The organism is Arthrobacter caoxuetaonis, assembly GCF_023921125.1.
Taxonomy (GTDB): Bacteria; Actinomycetota; Actinomycetes; order Actinomycetales; family Micrococcaceae; genus Arthrobacter_B; species Arthrobacter_B caoxuetaonis.
This window is the reverse complement of the sequence record NZ_CP099466.1, coordinates 2,716,003-2,733,487: the sequence shown is the minus strand read 5'-3', so window position 1 is coordinate 2,733,487 and position 17,485 is coordinate 2,716,003. Positions and strand designations below refer to the sequence as shown.

Genomic DNA, 17,485 nt, shown 5'->3' with positions numbered 1-17,485 from the left:
TCTCAGCTGCCACTGACATTTCGGGGCCTCAAACAGGCCTTTTCAGCGCCGCCAATTACGGGTGGTTTACCCGTTTATTCGCGTTAGGGGACGATGCTTGCGGGTCAGGCGGGTCAGCGCGAAACAGCACGGAACAGCGCGGAACCGGATGGAATGGGGCACCGAACCAGTCATTCGAGCTGCGGCAACAACCGGAAGGTTAGCTTTCGCCGCGGAGCTGCCGGACGCCGTCGAGCACCACAGCACGCAGGTCCCCGCCATTCGCTTCCGCAACCCGGCGCTGGCGCTGGTAGCCCGCACCCCGCTCGATGATCCCCGCAACGTCGGCAAGTTCCGCACTGCAGCCAAGCTTCTCGGCAACAGGAGTCAGGCGGGGAAGGACATCCTCAAGCAGGTGCTCGGTCACCAGCTTCTCGTTGCCGGCAGCATCAAGGATGATGATTGCGTCCAGCCCGTACCGGGCAGCACGCCACTTGTTCTCCTGCACATGCCACGGCGGCATGGTGGGGATGGATCCGCCGTTGTCCAGGATGGTGGAAAACTCATCTACCAGGCACTGGGTCAGGGCAGCAATGGCACCAATATCAGTAGCGGTGGCAAGCCCGTCGCAGACCCGCAGTTCAATAGTCCCGAGTGCGGGCACCGGACGGATATCCCACCGGATCTCGCTGATCGAATCGATCACGCCGGTGGTGAACATGTCCTGCACATAGGACTCGTACTCACTCCACGAACGGAACTGGAACGGCAGCCCGGCCGTCGGCAGCTGCTGGAACATCAGCGCCCGCTGTGAGGCGTAGCCTGTGTCATCCCCTGACCAGAACGGAGAGGATGCGGAGAGCGCCTGGAAGTGCGGGAAGTAGTTGACCAGTCCGTCCAGGACCGGCAGCACCTTGTCCCGGGAATCCAGGCCCACATGGACGTGGACGCCGTAGATCAGCATCTGCTGGCCCCACCACTGCGTGCGGTCGATCAGCTTGGCGTACCGTTCCTTATCCGTCACCGGCTGGGAACGCGGAACAGCAAACGGATGGGTGCCGGCGCAGAACAGCTCAACGCCCATCTCATCGGTGACCCGCCGCACGGCCGCCATGGAACGGGCCAGGTCCGCCTTTGCCTCGGCCACGGTGTTGCAGATACCGGTGACGAGCTCCACCGTGTTTTCCAGGAGTTCCTGCTTGATATGCGGGTGTTCCTCATCCGCACTAAGCTCCGGGTCCGCGGCGTTGACCGCCCGCAGGACTTCGTCGGCCACAGAGAGCAGCTCACCTGATTCCCGGTCGACCAGGGCCAATTCCCACTCGACCCCAAGGGTCGACTGCGGGGAAGCTGCAAACTCAATGTCCAATATGTCTCCTGCTGTGCGTCGAAATGTTGCCTCCATCTGCGCGCCATTGCGTTATAAGAGCCAGTTCAATCGTAGCCCGGTGACATCACTGGTGAGTTACGCTCCGAAAGCCTGCCCGGATGCCGTCCCGGCGATAATGGGATAATGCCCATCCTGAACAAAGACATGACCCTGTGCATCTCGCTGGCGGCCCGTCCCAGCAATATCGGCACCCGCTTCCACAACTACCTCTATGAGCAGCTGGGCCTGAATTATGTCTACAAGGCCTTTGCGCCCGCGGACCTGGCCCAGGCCATTGCGGGGGTGCGGGGCCTGCCGATCCGCGGAGCAGCAGTTTCAATGCCGTACAAAGAGGACGTCATTGCCCTGGTGGACCGGATGGACCCCTCAGCTGCGGCCATCGATTCCGTGAACACCATCGTGAACGACGACGGCGTCCTTACCGCCTACAACACCGATTACCTGGCGATCGCCCGGCTGCTGGCAGACCACGAGGTCCCTCCGTCCAGCTCCGTGCTGCTGCGCGGTTCCGGCGGGATGGCCAAGGCAGTGGCTGCAGCCCTCCGTGATGCAGGATTCAGCGACGTGTGCATCGTGGCCCGCAACGAGGGCACCGGCCGCGCACTGGCCGACCTGTATGACTTCGACTGGCGGGCAGAACCGGGAATGGCCACCGCTGACCTGCTGATCAACGTCACGCCGCTTGGCATGGCAGGATCCGAAGAGGACGTGCAGTCCTTCGAGGACGAAACCATCGCAGCCGCACAGACGGTGTTCGACGTCGTCGCGCTTCCCTCCGAAACTCCGCTGATCCGTGCCGCCCGTGCTGCCGGTAAAAAGGTCATCACCGGCGCCGAAGTCATCGCGATCCAGGCAGAGGAACAGTTCGTGCTCTACACCGGAGTCCGCCCAACACCGGAGCAGGTCCGCGAAGCCAGCGAGTTCTCGCGCAGTTAGGCTTCCAAGCCGCTAGCTTTCCACTGCGGACGCAACAGGCTCGACGACGATCGCCACACGGTCCTCACCGATCCGGGTGAGGACCAGGGTTGCTTTGTTCGGGCCCTTGCCCGAGCCGGTGAGCAGCTGTTTGCGCAGTTCCTCAGGCGTCACGGACATACCGCGCTTCTTGATGTCCAGCACCCCGATGCCGTTGGCGCGGACCCAGGCCTTGAGCGCCTTGACGTTGTAGGGCCGGACTTCCAGGATCCGGTAGGCGCGGGCGAACGGAGTCTCCATCAGGTCCGGAGCCGCAATGTAGGCGATCTGAGGATCCAGGAGGTGTCCGCCCAGGGAACGCGCGACGTCGGCCACCAGACCCGCGCGGATGACCGCGCCGTCGGGCTCATACAGGTAGCCCTCAGCCGGACCGGTCCGTACATCCTGGGCACCGGGAACATAGTCCTCGTGCGAGGTCAGCTCCGCGGCGCCGGCCGGGCCAATCACCAGCGCCGCACGGCGGATACCGGGACGGCGCAGCTCGTTGAACCAGAGCGTGGCCTCGATGACGTCGCCGCCCACGGACACCCATTGGACCTCGCAGCCGGCCGGGACGGACTCATGCGGAATCCCCGGGCCCAGTTTCACGCCCACCGGCATCCCGCCGCCGGCGAGGGACTCCACGAAGGACAGCGGCGGTGAAAAAGCTTCCGGGTCGAAGATGCGGGAGGTGCCCGACGTCGATGTCGTGCGCCGCGCGGGATCCAGCCACACGCCGTCGAACCCGGTCAGGTCAAAGCTCTCAGCGTCGCCCTGGACCACGGTGGCTTCCGGCCAGGGCATGAGGTTGATGGTGGCGACGGCGGCGGTGATTTCATCCAGTTCGACGGCGGTGACCCGGCGGTCCAGCGTGGCCAGGGCCAGGGAATCTGCACCGATTCCGCAGCCCAGATCGGCGACCTTTTCCAGGCCGGCTTCCTGGTAGCGCTGGGCATGGAGGGCTGCCACGTTCAGACGGGTGGCCTGTTCAAGGCCGGCAGGCGTAAACAGCATGTGCTCGGCGAACGGCCCGAACTTGGCCCGGGCCTTCATCCGCAGTTTGGCCTGGGTGAGGACGGCGGCAACGAGTTCGGGGGAGTGCCCGGCCTTGCGAAGGTCGGTGTTCAGCTTCAGGGACTCGGACTCCAGGTACGGGCCGAGCGAGTTGAGCAGGGCCCAGCCTTCGGGTGTCAGGACATGGGCGAGGGAAGTGTCGGGCATGGATACAAGCCTAGTTCTTCGCGCACCGGGGGAGTTAGCTGCGGACGGATGCCGGAGGTGAGGCCGCAGCAGGGGGACGTCTCGGTCAGATTGTGAGCGGCATGACCGGCGGTCTAGTGTTGATGCACCCACTGTCATCCCCCTATCGCGGAATCAGCCCCAGAGAAGGACGTTGCATTGACTGATTTGCTGGTGTTCGGATTCTTGGGCGGGATGGGGCTTTTCCTGCTGGTGTGCGGCGTGATGGTTCACCTCAAGCGTTGGCTGCTGCTCCTGAACATAAACGTACTGTTTCCGGGGCAGCCGGCACTGGCGAACACGTGGCTCGGGTTGGCCTTTTGCCTGATAGGACTGGGCGGCCTCGTGGGTATGGACAGGCTGCCGGACCCGGTACCGGGCCTCATGGGGCTGATCATGTTCCCGGCAATGTTTGCGGGCATTGTTGGAATGTTCTGGTATCCAGTGTTCCTCCGGCCCCGCTGGATGCGCCGTGACGCAGAACTGCAGGCCAGGGGCGAAGACCTTTTCGCCAAACGTTTCCTTCAAGGGCAGGTCCAGCGGCCGTCGGATAGACAGCAACCGTGATCGGCGGATTCGATTTCATCCTTGCCGCAGCCCAGGGTGCATTCGACGTGCGGTGAGCGGCGAACCCTCTCCTGGTGCGCGGGTCGAGGCACGCACACCGGGTATCTTTGGGGCCATGACTGAGATGGCTGTTGATTCCCTCGATGTTCTGCGCCGCCGCACCAGTGCCAAATGGTGCACCTATCCCGGCGACGTGCTGCCGATGTTCGTAGCAGAAATGGACTATCCGCTGGCCCCGCCCGTAGCCCGCGCGATGATCGAACGGATCGAAGCATCCGACGTCGGGTACGTATCCGGACCTGGTCCTGTCGGTCCCGCATTCGCCGGCTTCGCGCAGCGGCGCTGGAACTGGGAAGTGGACCCGGAGGACGTACGGACCACCACCGACGTCAGCGTGGCCATCGTGGAGACCCTCCGGCAGGTCATAACCGCGGGGGATGAGGTGGTCATAACACCGCCGGTTTATCCGCCGTTCTTCGATCTTCCCGTGGAGGCGGGCGGCACAGTCCGCGAGGTGCCGCTGCTGCAGGACGAAGCCGGATGGTCCCTGGACCTGGACGGGCTTGAGGCGGCGTTCGCCGCAGGTGCCCGGGCGCTGCTGCTGTGCAACCCGCACAACCCGCTGGGCCTGGTGCACCCGAAGGAAACGCTCGGCGCCGTCGCCCGTCTGGCAGCCAGGTACGGCGTTACGGTGGTCAGCGACGAAATCCATGCGCCGCTGGTCTATTCCCCGGAGACCTTCACCCCCTTCCTGTCCGTCTCCGACGATGCCCGCGCCCACGGAGTGTGCGTCACGGCGGCCAGTAAGGGGTGGAACATCGCCGGGTCAAAGTGCGCCCTGATGATTGCTTCGGCCCCCGAGACCCGGCTGCTGCTGGATGAAATGCCGGAGGAAGTAGGCTTCCGGACCTCAATCCTTGGCCTGCACGGCACGGCCGCCGCGTATGCCGAGGGCGAGGAGTGGCTCGACGGCGTGCTGGCCGTCCTGGCAGCCAACCGGGAACTGCTCGGAGAACTGCTGTCCGCGGAGCTTCCGGGAGTGGCGTACCGCTTCCCCGATGCCAGCTATCTGGCTTGGCTTGACCTGCGCGCGCTGGGCTGGGGAGACGACCCAGCGGCAACCGCCCTCGAAAAGGCACGTGTGGCACTTGAACCAGGCCTCAAGTTCGGGACGGCCGGGGCAGGCTGTGCCCGATTGAATTTTGGCTGTGCGCCCGAGGTACTCGAGGAGGCTATCCACAGGCTGAGCGCAGCCAAATCCTAACGGCCCGGGAGCACGTACACTCGCCCGAAAGGAAGAGCAGCGCGGACGCCGGATGAAGGCGAGCGTGTACGCACACGCGCTGTGGCGAGCTGCAACGGGGAGGGGATACGCATGCCATTCAACGGCTACAACGTCAATCCGGAAGGGTGTGCAAACGTCCTTTCCCAGGTGGAGGAAGACGAGACCAGGTACGCGGCCGTGTCTGTCTTGCGGGGCGGCATGAACGCAGCAGAGGCAGCTTGCATGGCCGGCTCCGGAATCGTGGGACAGGCGCTCGCCGAGGTTTGGCAAGACACAATGGGCCCGCAGCTGGAGGCCGCGGAAGTCCGCATCCACAACGCGGTCGAAGGCGTCCGAAGAGCGGTCTCGATCATTGCCGGTGCTGACCAGGAGATGGCTGCGACAGCGAAGGCCAGCCTTGCTGAGGTGCAGGCTGGGATCTACGCCGAACCCCGGTTCAGGGACAAGCGCTCATGGCTGTAGATACGTCAGGACTTTTCGGGTGGCCGTCATCGGACAGCATCGAGTCCGCCTATCCTTCCGTGGAAGCAGCCGGTGAAGCCTACCTCAACGCGGTAGAGGAAACCGGGGAGACCTGGAAACAGTTAGGTCTCCACTACTCCGGGGATGGCGGGGACGAAATGGTCGGGGCTTTCCGGACCGTGATGCCTCACGCGGAGATGCTCGAAGAGACGGCAGCGGGTGTGAAAGACGCGCTGGTGGGTTTCGCCGCCGGTATTCGAACCTTGGAAGCCAAGCGGGATCAACTCATGGCAAGGATCCAGGCTGCCAGTACCCGGGCGTCTGACACTCCGGAAGGACTTTATCGGAGCGAACCCAATGTTCCGTTTGACCGGCCCGTCACCGGGGAAGACCTGCTGCTGCCGGCGGAGATCGCCGGACTTGCGGCGAGGTACCGAAACCTGGAAGAAGAAACGGCTGCCAGACTGCGGTCCGCGTACAACAGGGATACCTTGCTGGACAACCTGACGAGCATTCCCGCCACTATCGGGTACGGAACGGCTTCGGGCGTAATCAACAGAATTGCGGTGCGGCAGACAACCAGGGAATCCGAACGTACTTATCTCCGCTATGACACTACGGAAGAACGCCAGCGGCACATGGCCAGGGGGCGGTGGATGCAAGGGGAAAGGAAGGCAAGAACCACGCTTCGTTTTGAGCCCCGTCCAGCCGTGAGCAGGATGTTCTACAACAACTTCGAATGGTACCGAGCGAGGGTGGATGCTAACCCGTCAAAGTGGGTGAATGCGGAACGATTCGGCGACCTCACTAACGCGGCGAAAAGTATCAAACTCGGGGGTGGCGCATTTACTCTCGTCACGGCGGGATTCACCATTGCCGATGAACGGGAAGATGCATACAACGAATTGCTGCACGCAAATCCTACCTGGAGCCGGGATGAACTCGAGGGACGTGCAAACCTCGAGGGCGGGGTCAAGGGCGGGACTAAGGTCGGCATTGACCTCGTTGCTGCAGGCACGGGTGCCGCCATTGGTACCGCAATTGGCGGGCCAGTAGGCACCGTGGTTGGTGCGGGGATCGGGATCGGGATCTCGGTGATTACTTCAATGGAGTTCGACTTCCTGGATGGCCGTACCATCAAGGATGCTGCCGCAGACCGTGCCATGGAGGCCATCGACAACATGGCCAACGGATGGAACAAGCTCTTCGGAGGATAGGCTGCCCGCACTGCTAGAGGTACGGAAGGTCAGGGGGGGCTGTCCAGCAGGAACGACATCGGCAACACAACGAAGGTAAGGCAAGACATGGAATCTGGAACTAACGAGTGGGCGCTCTCCGCGATCCTTTTTCTGCTGGGGATCGTCCCGTTTGTGGGTGGCGTCCTGCTTTATACGAATAAGTTTGTTGGCCTGCTGGTCCTGGATAATTTCATGCCGGGTAAACCGTCCCTGGCTACCACCTTTTTGGGGGCGTGGCTCCTCTTGATGGCACCCAGCGAATTCGTACTTCAAACCGGCATTGACGCCCTCATTGTTCCCTACGGCATTGTTCTTCTCGGATGCCTCGCGATCGGACTCATGGGCTGGTTCTGGATGCCCCGGTTTATGCAGCCGCGCTGGATGAAAGAAGGAGACAAGGTGGAGGCTCGCGGGGAAGACCTGTTCACTAAACGCTTCTCCAACGGGGAAAGGAAGTCCATGACCACTGACGCCGATGGCTTCAGCCACGAACGGATGTCCGGTGTCTTGGTGCCTCGTCCCCAGGGCTGGGAAATGGAAGTGAATTCCGCAGACATGCTCGTCGTGGCACATCCTCCCGTGCCACGAGGGATCTTTCGCCCCAACATGGTTCTACGCTGGGCGCCGGCGAACGGAATCTCCCTGGCCCGATATGCAACCGCGGCACTGGCCTCGACCCTGCAGACGGCACAGCAGGTCCGCATCATTTCACACGAGACGTGGCCGGTGAACGGCTCCGAGGGGCCGGTGAGGGGCCGGAGGCAGCGCTTTGTGCATCAGGTGGAGCAGCACCCGGTGTGTGTGGACCGCTGGCTGTGGATTTCAGGCCACCAGGTCTTCGAAGCAACCGCAAGCTACACCGTTGACCAGCACGCAGGAATGAAGCTGCTGTTCGAGCAGATGATTATGGATCTTCGGATCGAACCGGCCAACGCGGCAGCTGATGGTCAGGAACGCGACGCCATGGATACCTTTGCGCCCACAGAGCCGCGGCTGGACGAGGCAGCATCGCGTTTGGCCGGTGAGGACCGTGAAGACCTCGGCGCTCTGGCCGCCGCCCAGCCTTGCCAGGAACCGGTACTGCTCCTGCCTATTCCCGCCCTGGAACTGATGGACAGCCTGGCGGACAGGAACCGGCTGGGGATGTTCCAGCGCAAGGGCCCGGAGTTCACGGCACTCCGGGAAGCAGGCTTCCTTGCCGCCGACGGCTCGCTGACCCCGGCCGGCACGGACTACGGCGCCCCGTTACGGACCCCGGTCGCAGCCTTCCAAGTCACCGCTGCAGATGAGCGCGGCGGGGCTGTCCTTCAGGCATGGATTGGGGGAGGGTGCGGAAGGGTGACGGCCGAACCGTCACGCTTCTCCCGTCCATCCGCACGCGTACCCGGCCCGGATGACCTGTCCGTACAGGTCCTCCAGGCAAATGCCGTTCCCAAAGCCATAGCGGACTGGCTGGGGTTCTCACCGGCATGGAGCATTGCGCATGAACCGGTGGTCCTGGCAAGGGACCAGTACGAAGCCAAGGTGAAGTCCGCGCGGGCGAGAGCCCCCATAGGCCTGAGCGAAGCGGCCCGGCGAATGTGGCAACAGCCATGGACAGAATGGGAGCTCCTCGATGAGCGGACAGGAGGCTGGTTCGGCTTCGTGAACGCCGGAACGGCTGGCCAGTACCGGCTGGGTCCGGGTTACGGCGGTTCGGTGATTCTGGAGCCGGTCTCTTCAGCCGCTGTCTGGGACACGCTGGTGCGGTTTATCCATGCCTCGGTCGAAGGGACACCGCTCTGGATCCCGGAGCTGCCGGGCTTCGACGAACGCCCGGCTGACGGCAGAGTCCCCGAAGGAAAAGTCTGGGCGGAGTACCCCTAGGCCCGGCTAGGCGAAGTACACGCCGATCCGGTTGCCCTCAATCTCTTCGATCCGGATGTCGATCTCGTAGATGTCCTTCAGGACCTCGGGCTGCATGATCATCGACGGCGGTCCCTGGTGGAGCAGCTTGCCGTCAGCCATGGCAATGATGTCGTCGGAGTAGCAGGACGCGAAGTTGATGTCGTGGATGACCAGGACCACGGTCTTGCCGAGCTCGTCCGTGAGCCGGCGCAGCAGCCGCATCATCTCCACTGAGTGCTTCATGTCCAGGTTGTTCAGCGGCTCATCCAGCAGCAGGTAGTCGGTGTCCTGTGCCAGCACCATCGCGATGAACGCGCGCTGGCGCTGCCCGCCGGATAGCTCGTCGACAAACCGGTCGGCCAGTTCGCTCAAGTCCAGGAAGGCCATGGCCTGCTCGATCTTCTCCCGGCACACCGCCGTCGGGCGTCCGCCGTTGTGCGGGTAGCGGCCGAAGCCGACCAGATCGCGGACGGTGAGCCGGACGGTCAGGTGGTTGTCCTGCCGCAGGATCGCCATCTTGCGCGCCAGCTCCTTGCCCGGGGCGGCAGAGACATCCAGGCCGTCCACCGTGACCGAACCCTCGTCGGCCTTCAGCAGGCGGCTGATGATGGAGAGCATCGTGGATTTGCCGGCGCCGTTGGGGCCGATGATTGAGGTGACTCCGCCCTCCTTGATGTGGCAGCTCACCCCGTCCACAACTGTAGTGCCCGCGTACTGCTTAGTGACGCCGGTGACCTGGATCATTTGAGGGAGCCTTTCAGGAGCAGGATCAAAAAGACGATCCCGCCAACGAATTCAATGACAATGCTCAGCGCAGTGTTGAACGAGAAGATCCGTTCCAGCACCAGCTGGCCGCCCACCAGGGCGATGATGCCGATCAGCACGGCCATGGGCACAACGGCTGAATGCTTGAAGTGCGAGCAGAGCTGGTAGGCCAGCGACGCCACCAGCAGGCCAAAGAAGGTCACCGGGCCCACCAGGGCGGTGGACACCGCCACGAGGACGGAGCAGATGACCAGCACCAGGGTGACGGACCGCTTGTGGTTCACGCCCAGGTTGATGGACGTTTCCCGGCCCAGCGACATCACGTCGAGCTGATGCCGCATCCGCCAGGCAGGAATGCTGACCAGCACGACGGCGATCAACGAGTAGCCAAGCAGCGCTCCGTCGACGTTGTTAAAGGACGCGAAGAACAGGTCCTGCAGGATGATGAACTCGCTGGGCTCGATCAACCGCTGCAGCAGCGAAGACATGCCCCGGAACATGGTGCCCAGGACGATGCCGACCAGCAGCATCAGGTGCAGGGATTTCCCGCCCCCGGTAAACAGCCAGCGGTAAAGCAGGAAGGAGAAGCCCACCATCAGGGCCACTTCCATGCCGTAGCGAAGCGGCTCGGACATGGCGAGCACGAACCCGCCGCCCAGCGTAAATACCAGGACCGTCTGGATCAGCACGTACAGGGCGTCAAACCCCATGATTGACGGCGTCAGGATCCGGTTGGCGGTGACCGTCTGGAACAGGACGGTGGAAACCCCGACGGCGTACGCCACCAGGATCATCGAGCCCACCTTGATGGCGCGGCGCGGCAGCACGTAGCCGATATTGCCGCGCAGCTCAATGGTCATAAAGACGGCCACAAGTGCTGCGGCCACCACAGAGAGGATGATGATCCAGGACCGCGGGGAGAGGTTTCGCACCGGACGCCGGCGCTGCACGGTCATGGCCGAAGGCAGGACGCTGGTGGGGGAGCTAGGCACGGGCTGAGCGCTTTCTCAGGAGCAGGTAGAGGAACAGGGCACTGCCCACGGCAGAGACGATCACGCCGACCGGGATTTCATACGGATAGCGGATGGTCCGGCCGATGATGTCGCAGGCCAGGACAAAGCCGGCACCGAAAATCGCCACCCACGGTATGGCGCGGCGGACGTTGTCGCCCACCAGGAGGGAGACGAGGTTCGGGACGATCAGCCCCAGGAACGGCACGGAACCAACACTGACCACCACGACGGCGCTGATCAGGGACACGATGATCAGGCCCAGGGTCATGACGCGGTTGTAGTTCAGTCCCAAATTGGTCGTGAACTCCTGGCCCATGCCGGCAACGGTGAAACGGTCGGCAGCCAGGAACCCAATGAGGGTCAGTGCACCCACGATCCACAGCAGTTCATAGCGTCCGCGCAGCACCCCGGAGAAGTCGCCGGTCATCCAGGAGTTTAGGGTCTGCAGCAGGTCGAACCGGTAGGCGAAGAAGGTGGTGACGGCAGCGATCACGCCGCCGAGCATGATTCCCACCAGGGGCACGATCAGCGTGTTGCGCAGCGGAATGCGGCGCAGGATGAGCAGGAAGAGGGCGGTTCCGGCGACGGCGAAGACGGTGGCGGTGGACATCTTCATGAACAGCGAAGCACCGGGCAGCAGGACCGTCACCACCAGGATGCCCAGTGACGCGGATTCAATGGTCCCGACTGTGGAGGGCTCCACGAATTTGTTCCGCGCCATCAGCTGCATGATGAGCCCGGCCACGCTGAGCGCCATGCCGGCCAGGATGATGCTTAGCGTCCGCGGAACCCGGCTGATCCAGAAGATGTCCCAGGCATGTTGATCGCCGGCCAGCAGCGAGGACAGGGAGACGTCGCTGACGCCGACGAACATGCTGACGACGGCGAGTACAAGCACAGCCGCACCGCCCAGGACCATCATGGCCGCGGGGCCGAAGCGGCGTCGCCTGGATACGGCAGCGGCCCCGGAGGAGGCCGGGGCTGTGGGGGGAGTGAGCTGCGTTGTCATGCGATTCCGTCTCCCTCACTGGCCGGGCCTGCCCGAAGGCAGACCCGGCCAATGAGGATCTAGCAGGTAAGGGAACGGGTTAGGAGATGCCGTCCTGGACAGCGCTGACCATTGCGTCAACGTTGTTCAGGCCATAGCCCACCAGGTACCAGCTGGAGGAATCGAGCATGGTGATGTTGTCGTTGGCTGCTGCCTTGGTGCCCTTGACCAGTTCGTTGTCCAGGACAGCGGAGGCAACTTCGCCTGCATTGCCGACAGCGACGTCGCGGTCAATGACGAACAGGTGGTCCGGGTTGATCTCGGCCACGTATTCGAAGGAGACCGACTCGCCGTGCTGGGCTTCGGACTTGATGTCCGCTGCAGTGGCGACGCCGAGGACATCGTGGATCAGGCCGAAGCGTGAACCCGCGCCATAAGCAGTCATTTCGCCGCCGCTGGTCATGATGATCAGGCCGTTGCCGGCGTCCGCCGCGGTGGCCTTGGTTTCGTCGACCTTGGTGTCCAGAGCGGCGAGCTTCTCCTCGACCTCGGCTTCCTTGCCGAAGATGTCGCCGATGATTTCGGTGTTCTCGATGAAGGAGTTCCACGGGTCGGCAGCGTCGGTGCTGAGGTTGATCGTGGGGGCGATCTTGGAGAACTCGTCGTAGAAGTCGGCGGTACGGCCGGACATGATGATCAGATCCGGAGCTCCGGCGCTGATGGCTTCGAAGTCCGGTTCCTTCATGCTGCCGATCTTGGCGTAGTCATCCGAGCCGAACTTGGAGAGGCTCTCGGGGAAGTTTGCTGCCGGAACGCCGTCAACCTCGATGCCCAGGGCGTCCAAGGTATCCAGGGCGCCCAGGTCGAAGGTGTAGACGACCTCGGGGTTCACGGGGACCTCAGTGGTGCCCTGCGTGTGCTCCACAGTGATCATGCTGGGTTCCGTGGCGGCGGGTTCGGCGGCGGCATCGGTCTCGGAGCCGCACGCGCTCACGGCAAGCAGGGACACGAGGGCGGTTCCGGCCAGCAGCCGGGACTTCAGGGTCGTCTTCACGAGTGGTGCTCCAGTATTTCTCTCAAAGGATGCGTCGCCTGCCGGATGCCTCCGCCATTAGGACACAAAATTGTTGGCTAATTTTTGCGCGCCCTTGAAAGTTATCTGGTTAGGCAAGGCTAAGCAACTTGAGTCACCGGACGGGGAGACCGAATCCGTAACAGAGACGACGGCGCCACGGGAGGCAGGGGCATCCCAATGATCTTTGTTGGCACTCACCTTGACCGAGTGCTAACCGTTGCATAAAGTCGGACCTAGCACTCCCCACGTGAGGGTGCTAATTCCTGAGGGAAGCGTTCACCGGCACCCGCGACGACGGCAAGCGCCTACCGACGGTCCACAAACCCGTTAGTAACTAAGCAAAGGAGAGCCCGAGTGTCGGTCTCTATTAAGCCCCTTGAGGATCGCATTGTTGTTCGCCCGCTCGAAGCTGAGCAGACCACGGCCTCCGGCCTGGTTATCCCGGACACCGCTAAGGAAAAGCCCCAGGAGGGCGAAGTCGTAGCAGTCGGCCCCGGCCGCGTTGACGACAACGGCAACCGTGTGCCGATCGATGTCGCCGAGGGCGACGTCGTCATCTACTCGAAGTACGGCGGAACCGAGGTCAAGCAGGGCGGCCAGGAATACCTGGTGCTCTCCGCACGCGACGTGCTGGCCATCGTCGTCAAGTAAGTCTTTGAAGACCCCGGCCAGATTCGGCCGGGGTCTTCTTTTGTAGATGTAGTTGTTGTCGGAAAGGACACACACATGGCAAAGCAGTTGGAGTTCAACGACTCCGCCCGTCGTTCACTGGAAGCCGGTGTCGACAAGCTCGCCAACACCGTCAAGGTCACCCTCGGCCCGCGCGGCCGCAACGTGGTGCTCGCCAAGACCTGGGGCGCCCCCACCATCACCAACGACGGCGTCACGATCGCCCGCGAGGTCGAACTCGACGATCCGTACGAGAACCTTGGCGCACAGCTGGCCAAGGAAGTTGCCACCAAGACCAACGACGTCGCCGGCGACGGCACCACCACCGCAACGGTGCTGGCCCAGGCACTGGTCAAGGAAGGCCTGCGCAACGTGGCAGCAGGCGCCGCTCCCGGTGCCCTGAAGCACGGCATCGAGACCGCAGTCGAGGCCGTTGCGGCCCGCCTGCTGGAGAACGCCAAGGAAGTTGAAGGCAACCAGGTTGCCCACGTGGCGGCTATCTCCGCGCAGAGCGAAGAGGTCGGCCAGCTCCTGGCCGAAGCTTTCGACAAGGTTGGCAAGGACGGCGTCATCACCATCGAGGAGTCTTCCTCGACGTCCACCGAACTGGTCATCACCGAAGGCATGCAGTTCGACAAGGGCTACCTCTCGCCGTACTTCGTGACCGACCCGGAGCGCCAGGAAGCCGTCCTCGAAGACGCGCTGATCCTGATCAACTCCGGCAAGATTTCCTCGGTTGCAGAGTTCCTGCCGCTGCTGGAAAAGGCACTGCAGGCCTCCAAGCCGCTGTTCATCATTGCCGAAGACGTTGACGGCGAAGCGCTGTCCACCCTGGTGGTCAACAAGATCCGCGGCACCCTGAACGTGGTTGCAGTGAAGGCTCCGGGCTTCGGCGACCGCCGCAAGGCCATGATGCAGGACATCGCCACGCTCACCGGCGCCCAGGTTGTGTCCCCGGACCTCGGCCTGAAGCTGGACCAGGTTGGCCTGGAGGTGCTGGGCTCCGCCCGCCGCATCACCGTCACCAAGGACAACACCACGATCGTTGACGGCAATGGCTCCGAAGCCGACGTCGCCGACCGCGTGGCACAGATCCGTGCCGAGATCGAGCGCACGGACTCCGACTGGGACCGCGAAAAGCTGCAGGAACGCCTGGCCAAGCTCTCCGGCGGCATCGGCGTGATCAAGGTTGGCGCAGCCACCGAGGTTGAGCTGAAGGAAAAGAAGCACCGCATTGAGGACGCTGTGTCCTCGACCCGCGCTGCCCTGGAAGAGGGCATCGTGGCCGGCGGCGGTTCCGCGCTGGTCCACGCTGCCCGCGCCCTGGACACCGATTCCGAGGTAGCCAAGCTCGACGGCGACGCCGCCACGGCCGTTGGCCTGGTCCGGCGCGCGCTGGCCCAGCCGCTGCGCTGGATCGCCGAAAACGCCGGTGCCGAAGGCATGGTCGTTGTCTCCAAGGTCAGCGAGCTCGAAGTCAACCACGGCTTCAACGCTGCAACCGGCGAATACGGCAACCTGATCGAAGCCGGCATTATCGACCCGGTCAAGGTCACGCGTTCGGCCCTGCGCAACGCAGCATCGATCGCCGCACTGGTCCTCACCACTGAGGCACTGGTTGTGGAGAAGCCCTCCGAAGAGAATGATGACCACGGTCACCAGCACTAATTCGGGCTGAACAAATGGGCCCCTCCAGGCGCGGAACTCCGCCCCGGAGGGGCCCTTTTGTGTGTGCCGGCCCGGGGCGCGCCGGGCCGGCACATTCAAAGGGCGGGCGCAGGGACAGGTAAACTCTTGCGGTATTTGCCATCTGAAAGGACACCCGCAAGTGTCAGCAACCGAGCAGCACGCTGCCGCTTCGCGCTCCGAAAAACCGTCAGTTCCTTCCGCCCCCGCAGCCGGTGAACGCCGCTACCGTCCGGAAGTCCAGGGCCTGCGGGCGCTGGCGGTGATACTGGTTGTCATTTACCACGTGTGGCTTGGCAGGGTTTCCGGCGGAGTGGACGTCTTCCTCCTCATCTCCGCCTTCCTGCTGACCGGTTCCTTTGTCCGCAAAGCCGAAGCAGGCAGGGCACTGGCCCTGGGCCGCTACTGGCTGCACCTGTTCAAGCGGCTGCTGCCGGCCGTCGTCGTCGTGCTTCTCTCCGTCCTCGCGGCCACTGCATTCCTGCTGCCCGCCAGCTACCGGCAGGACCTCATCACCGAGTCCTGGTCCTCCCTGTTCTATGTGCAGAACTGGACCCTGGCGAACAACGCCGTCGACTACCTGGCCGCTGACCACAGCGGCGCCAGCCCGCTCCAGCACTTCTGGTCCCTCTCGATCCAGGGCCAGGTCTTCCTGCTGTGGCCGCTTCTTTTCGCTGCTGCGCTTCCGGCGGCCCGGCTGGCCCGAATCGGCTACCGAACCGTGCTCACCGGGATCTTCGGGATAATCTTCGCCGCTTCGCTCGCGTTTTCCATCTGGCAGACCGGCGCGAACCAGGCGTATGCATACTTCGATACGCGGACCCGGCTCTGGGAATTCGCGCTTGGAACCCTCCTGGCACTCGCGCTGCCGTATCTGCACCTTGGCCGCAGGCTTCGCATCCTGATCGGCTGGACCGGCGTGGCAGCCATGCTCGGCTGCGGCATCATCCTGCAGGTGCAGCAGCAGTTCCCGGGATACCTGGCCCTGTGGCCCACCCTGGCAGCCGCCATGGTGATTGCTGCGGGTGACACCGGCAGCAGGCTGGGAGCGGACCGCTGGCTCACAGCGAAGCCGCTGGTGAAACTGGGAGACAACTCCTATGCCCTGTACCTCTGGCACTGGCCCGTCCTCGTCTTCTGGCTCATCGCCTCCGGCCAGGAAAACGCCGGAATCGTCGACGGCGCCGCAGTGATTGCTGTTTCGCTGCTCCTGGCGGTGCTCACGACCAAACTGGTGGAAACCCCGCTGCGCGGCTGGTCCTGGCCGGAAGCCGCATCGTGGCGCTCCGCACTGGTGCTCGCCGCCTCCTTCGCGCTGGTCGCAGCGCCCCTGGCCGGGTGGCAGGCCAAGGTTGCCTCTGATGCGCAGGCAGTCAGGCTGCAGAGCATTGCCGACAACCCCGGCGCCCTCTCACTCGATCCTGAATTCCAAACCGCTGCATCGACGACCGCCCTGGTGAAACCTTCCGCGTCCGAGATGGACCAGGAATGGGCGAAGCTCGACCATGCGTGCGACGAAGCATTCGCTCCGGCTGAAGGCAGCGTCCTGGAAACGTCCTGCAAGCAGATCGGCAGCGCAGACGGTGCACAAAAGAGAATCGTCGTGCTCGGCGATTCCCACGCCATGCAGTGGACGGCAGCGCTGCGGCCCGTCGCGCTGGCCAATGACTGGCACGTGGTCACCGTCCTGAAGATGGGATGCCGTTACGGGGCGGCGGATCCGGAACGCTCCGAGGACTGCAACGCGTTCAATGAGGCAGCAGGCGAATACACCCTGGGCCTGATGCCGGACGCCGTGTTCACTGTCGCCTCCGTCACCGAAGAATCCAGCCCGGCCGAATATCTGGCCGGCGGCTACGATGACGGCGTGCGGGCCTTCGCTGAAGCCGGGATCGCCGTGCTGGCCATGCGGGACAACCCGCGCTTCGAGTTCGATATGTTCAAGTGCCTGGAGGCAAACGACCTCTCCGTCCAGGCCTGCCACGTCCCGCGCAGCGAGCTGCTGGCAGAGGTTTCCCCTCTGGAAGGACTCCAGGAACGGATCCCGGGCGTCCACGTCCTGGACATGAGCGACCAGTTCTGTTTTGAGGACTCCTGCCCCGGCATCATCGGCAACGTGATCGTCTACAAGGACCACGACCACCTCAACCGCACCTACATGGAGACCGTCTCCCCGGAACTGGCCCAGCGGATCCTCGACGCCACCGGGTGGGAAGGCGTCACCGTGCCAGCGTCGGTTTAGCTGGACCAGGTAGCGTCCGGAATACGGAACCCTGTCCATTTCGTTC

The 17,485-nt window shown here is 63.5% G+C and carries 15 protein-coding genes; 9 read left to right on the top strand and 6 right to left on the bottom strand.

Annotated elements, in window-relative coordinates; all coding sequences use genetic code 11:
- Nucleotides 1–199 precede the first annotated feature (199 nt).
- Entirely contained in the window at nucleotides 200–1,348 is a 1,149-nt protein-coding gene (locus tag NF551_RS12510; RefSeq protein ID WP_227894351.1) for a glutamate--cysteine ligase, read from the bottom strand.
- A 144-nt stretch (nucleotides 1,349–1,492) separates the two neighbouring features.
- On the opposite strand from NF551_RS12510, the gene NF551_RS12505 reads away from it, so the two are divergent.
- Complete coding sequence (locus NF551_RS12505; RefSeq protein ID WP_227894352.1) at nucleotides 1,493–2,305, top strand: shikimate 5-dehydrogenase; 813 nt, start codon at nucleotides 1,493–1,495, stop codon at nucleotides 2,303–2,305.
- 12 nt (nucleotides 2,306–2,317) lie between these two features.
- Here the strand turns inward: NF551_RS12505 and NF551_RS12500 are convergent, their stop codons facing one another.
- Nucleotides 2,318–3,544, bottom strand: a complete 1,227-nt coding sequence (locus tag NF551_RS12500) for a class I SAM-dependent methyltransferase (RefSeq protein WP_227894353.1) — start codon at nucleotides 3,542–3,544, stop codon at nucleotides 2,318–2,320.
- Between the two features lie 177 nt (nucleotides 3,545–3,721).
- Between NF551_RS12500 and NF551_RS12495 the strand changes: the two genes are divergently transcribed.
- The 5 genes from NF551_RS12495 to NF551_RS12475 all read left to right on the top strand — a co-directional run bounded on the left by NF551_RS12495 (nucleotide 3,722) and on the right by NF551_RS12475 (nucleotide 8,980).
- Nucleotides 3,722–4,129, top strand: a complete 408-nt coding sequence (locus NF551_RS12495) for a hypothetical protein (RefSeq protein WP_227894354.1) — start codon at nucleotides 3,722–3,724, stop codon at nucleotides 4,127–4,129.
- A gap of 115 nt (nucleotides 4,130–4,244) precedes the next feature.
- On the top strand, nucleotides 4,245–5,393 hold the full coding sequence (locus NF551_RS12490; RefSeq protein ID WP_227894355.1) for a MalY/PatB family protein: 1,149 nt from the start codon (nucleotides 4,245–4,247) through the stop codon (nucleotides 5,391–5,393).
- 111 nt (nucleotides 5,394–5,504) lie between these two features.
- Nucleotides 5,505–5,876 (top strand): DUF6507 family protein, encoded by a 372-nt coding sequence (locus NF551_RS12485; protein ID WP_227894356.1) that lies wholly within the window; start codon nucleotides 5,505–5,507, stop codon nucleotides 5,874–5,876.
- A gap of 59 nt (nucleotides 5,877–5,935) precedes the next feature.
- Nucleotides 5,936–7,093, top strand: coding sequence for a hypothetical protein (locus tag NF551_RS12480; protein WP_227894357.1), 1,158 nt, complete (start codon nucleotides 5,936–5,938; stop codon nucleotides 7,091–7,093).
- A gap of 87 nt (nucleotides 7,094–7,180) precedes the next feature.
- Nucleotides 7,181–8,980 (top strand): hypothetical protein, encoded by a 1,800-nt coding sequence (locus NF551_RS12475; RefSeq protein ID WP_227894358.1) that lies wholly within the window; start codon nucleotides 7,181–7,183, stop codon nucleotides 8,978–8,980.
- 6 nt (nucleotides 8,981–8,986) lie between these two features.
- On the opposite strand, the gene NF551_RS12470 is transcribed toward NF551_RS12475, so the two are convergent.
- The 4 genes from NF551_RS12470 to NF551_RS12455 all read right to left on the bottom strand — a co-directional run bounded on the left by NF551_RS12470 (nucleotide 8,987) and on the right by NF551_RS12455 (nucleotide 12,821).
- Nucleotides 8,987–9,745 carry an iron ABC transporter ATP-binding protein gene (locus NF551_RS12470; RefSeq protein ID WP_227894359.1) on the bottom strand — a complete coding sequence of 253 codons (759 nt, stop codon included), beginning with the start codon at nucleotides 9,743–9,745 and terminating at the stop codon, nucleotides 8,987–8,989.
- Nucleotides 9,742–10,758, bottom strand: coding sequence for an iron chelate uptake ABC transporter family permease subunit (locus NF551_RS12465; RefSeq protein WP_423721102.1), 1,017 nt, complete (start codon nucleotides 10,756–10,758; stop codon nucleotides 9,742–9,744). Before NF551_RS12465 ends, NF551_RS12470 begins: the two co-directional genes overlap by 4 nt.
- Nucleotides 10,751–11,788 (bottom strand): ABC transporter permease, encoded by a 1,038-nt coding sequence (locus NF551_RS12460; protein ID WP_227894360.1) that lies wholly within the window; start codon nucleotides 11,786–11,788, stop codon nucleotides 10,751–10,753. Before NF551_RS12460 ends, NF551_RS12465 begins: the two co-directional genes overlap by 8 nt.
- A 79-nt stretch (nucleotides 11,789–11,867) precedes the next feature.
- Nucleotides 11,868–12,821, bottom strand: coding sequence for a siderophore ABC transporter substrate-binding protein (locus NF551_RS12455; RefSeq protein WP_227894361.1), 954 nt, complete (start codon nucleotides 12,819–12,821; stop codon nucleotides 11,868–11,870).
- 375 nt (nucleotides 12,822–13,196) lie between these two features.
- On the opposite strand from NF551_RS12455, the gene groES reads away from it, so the two are divergent.
- From groES to NF551_RS12440, 3 genes are all read left to right on the top strand, one after another.
- Entirely contained in the window at nucleotides 13,197–13,493 is a 297-nt protein-coding gene (gene groES, locus NF551_RS12450) for a co-chaperone GroES (RefSeq protein WP_055239413.1), read from the top strand.
- Between the two features lie 75 nt (nucleotides 13,494–13,568).
- A complete protein-coding gene (gene groL / locus NF551_RS12445) occupies nucleotides 13,569–15,179 on the top strand; it encodes a chaperonin GroEL (RefSeq protein ID WP_227894362.1) in 1,611 nt (536 codons plus the stop codon).
- Between the two features lie 160 nt (nucleotides 15,180–15,339).
- Nucleotides 15,340–17,439 carry an acyltransferase family protein gene (locus NF551_RS12440; RefSeq protein WP_227894363.1) on the top strand — a complete coding sequence of 700 codons (2,100 nt, stop codon included), beginning with the start codon at nucleotides 15,340–15,342 and terminating at the stop codon, nucleotides 17,437–17,439.
- Nucleotides 17,440–17,485: the final 46 nt, after the last annotated feature.

Bases quoted from the DNA above. Each gene is read 5' to 3' on its own strand.
- NF551_RS12505 (WP_227894352.1), top strand. From the start codon at position 1,493: ATGCCCATCCTGAACAAAGACATGACCCTGTGCATCTCGCTGGCGGCC.
- NF551_RS12500 (WP_227894353.1), bottom strand. From the start codon at position 3,544: ATGCCCGACACTTCCCTCGCCCATGTCCTGACACCCGAAGGCTGGGCC.
- NF551_RS12490 (WP_227894355.1), top strand. From the start codon at position 4,245: ATGACTGAGATGGCTGTTGATTCCCTCGATGTTCTGCGCCGCCGCACC.
- NF551_RS12485 (WP_227894356.1), top strand. From the start codon at position 5,505: ATGCCATTCAACGGCTACAACGTCAATCCGGAAGGGTGTGCAAACGTC.
- NF551_RS12475 (WP_227894358.1), top strand. From the start codon at position 7,181: ATGGAATCTGGAACTAACGAGTGGGCGCTCTCCGCGATCCTTTTTCTG.
- NF551_RS12470 (WP_227894359.1), bottom strand. From the start codon at position 9,745: ATGATCCAGGTCACCGGCGTCACTAAGCAGTACGCGGGCACTACAGTT.
- NF551_RS12460 (WP_227894360.1), bottom strand. From the start codon at position 11,788: ATGACAACGCAGCTCACTCCCCCCACAGCCCCGGCCTCCTCCGGGGCC.
- groL (WP_227894362.1), top strand. From the start codon at position 13,569: ATGGCAAAGCAGTTGGAGTTCAACGACTCCGCCCGTCGTTCACTGGAA.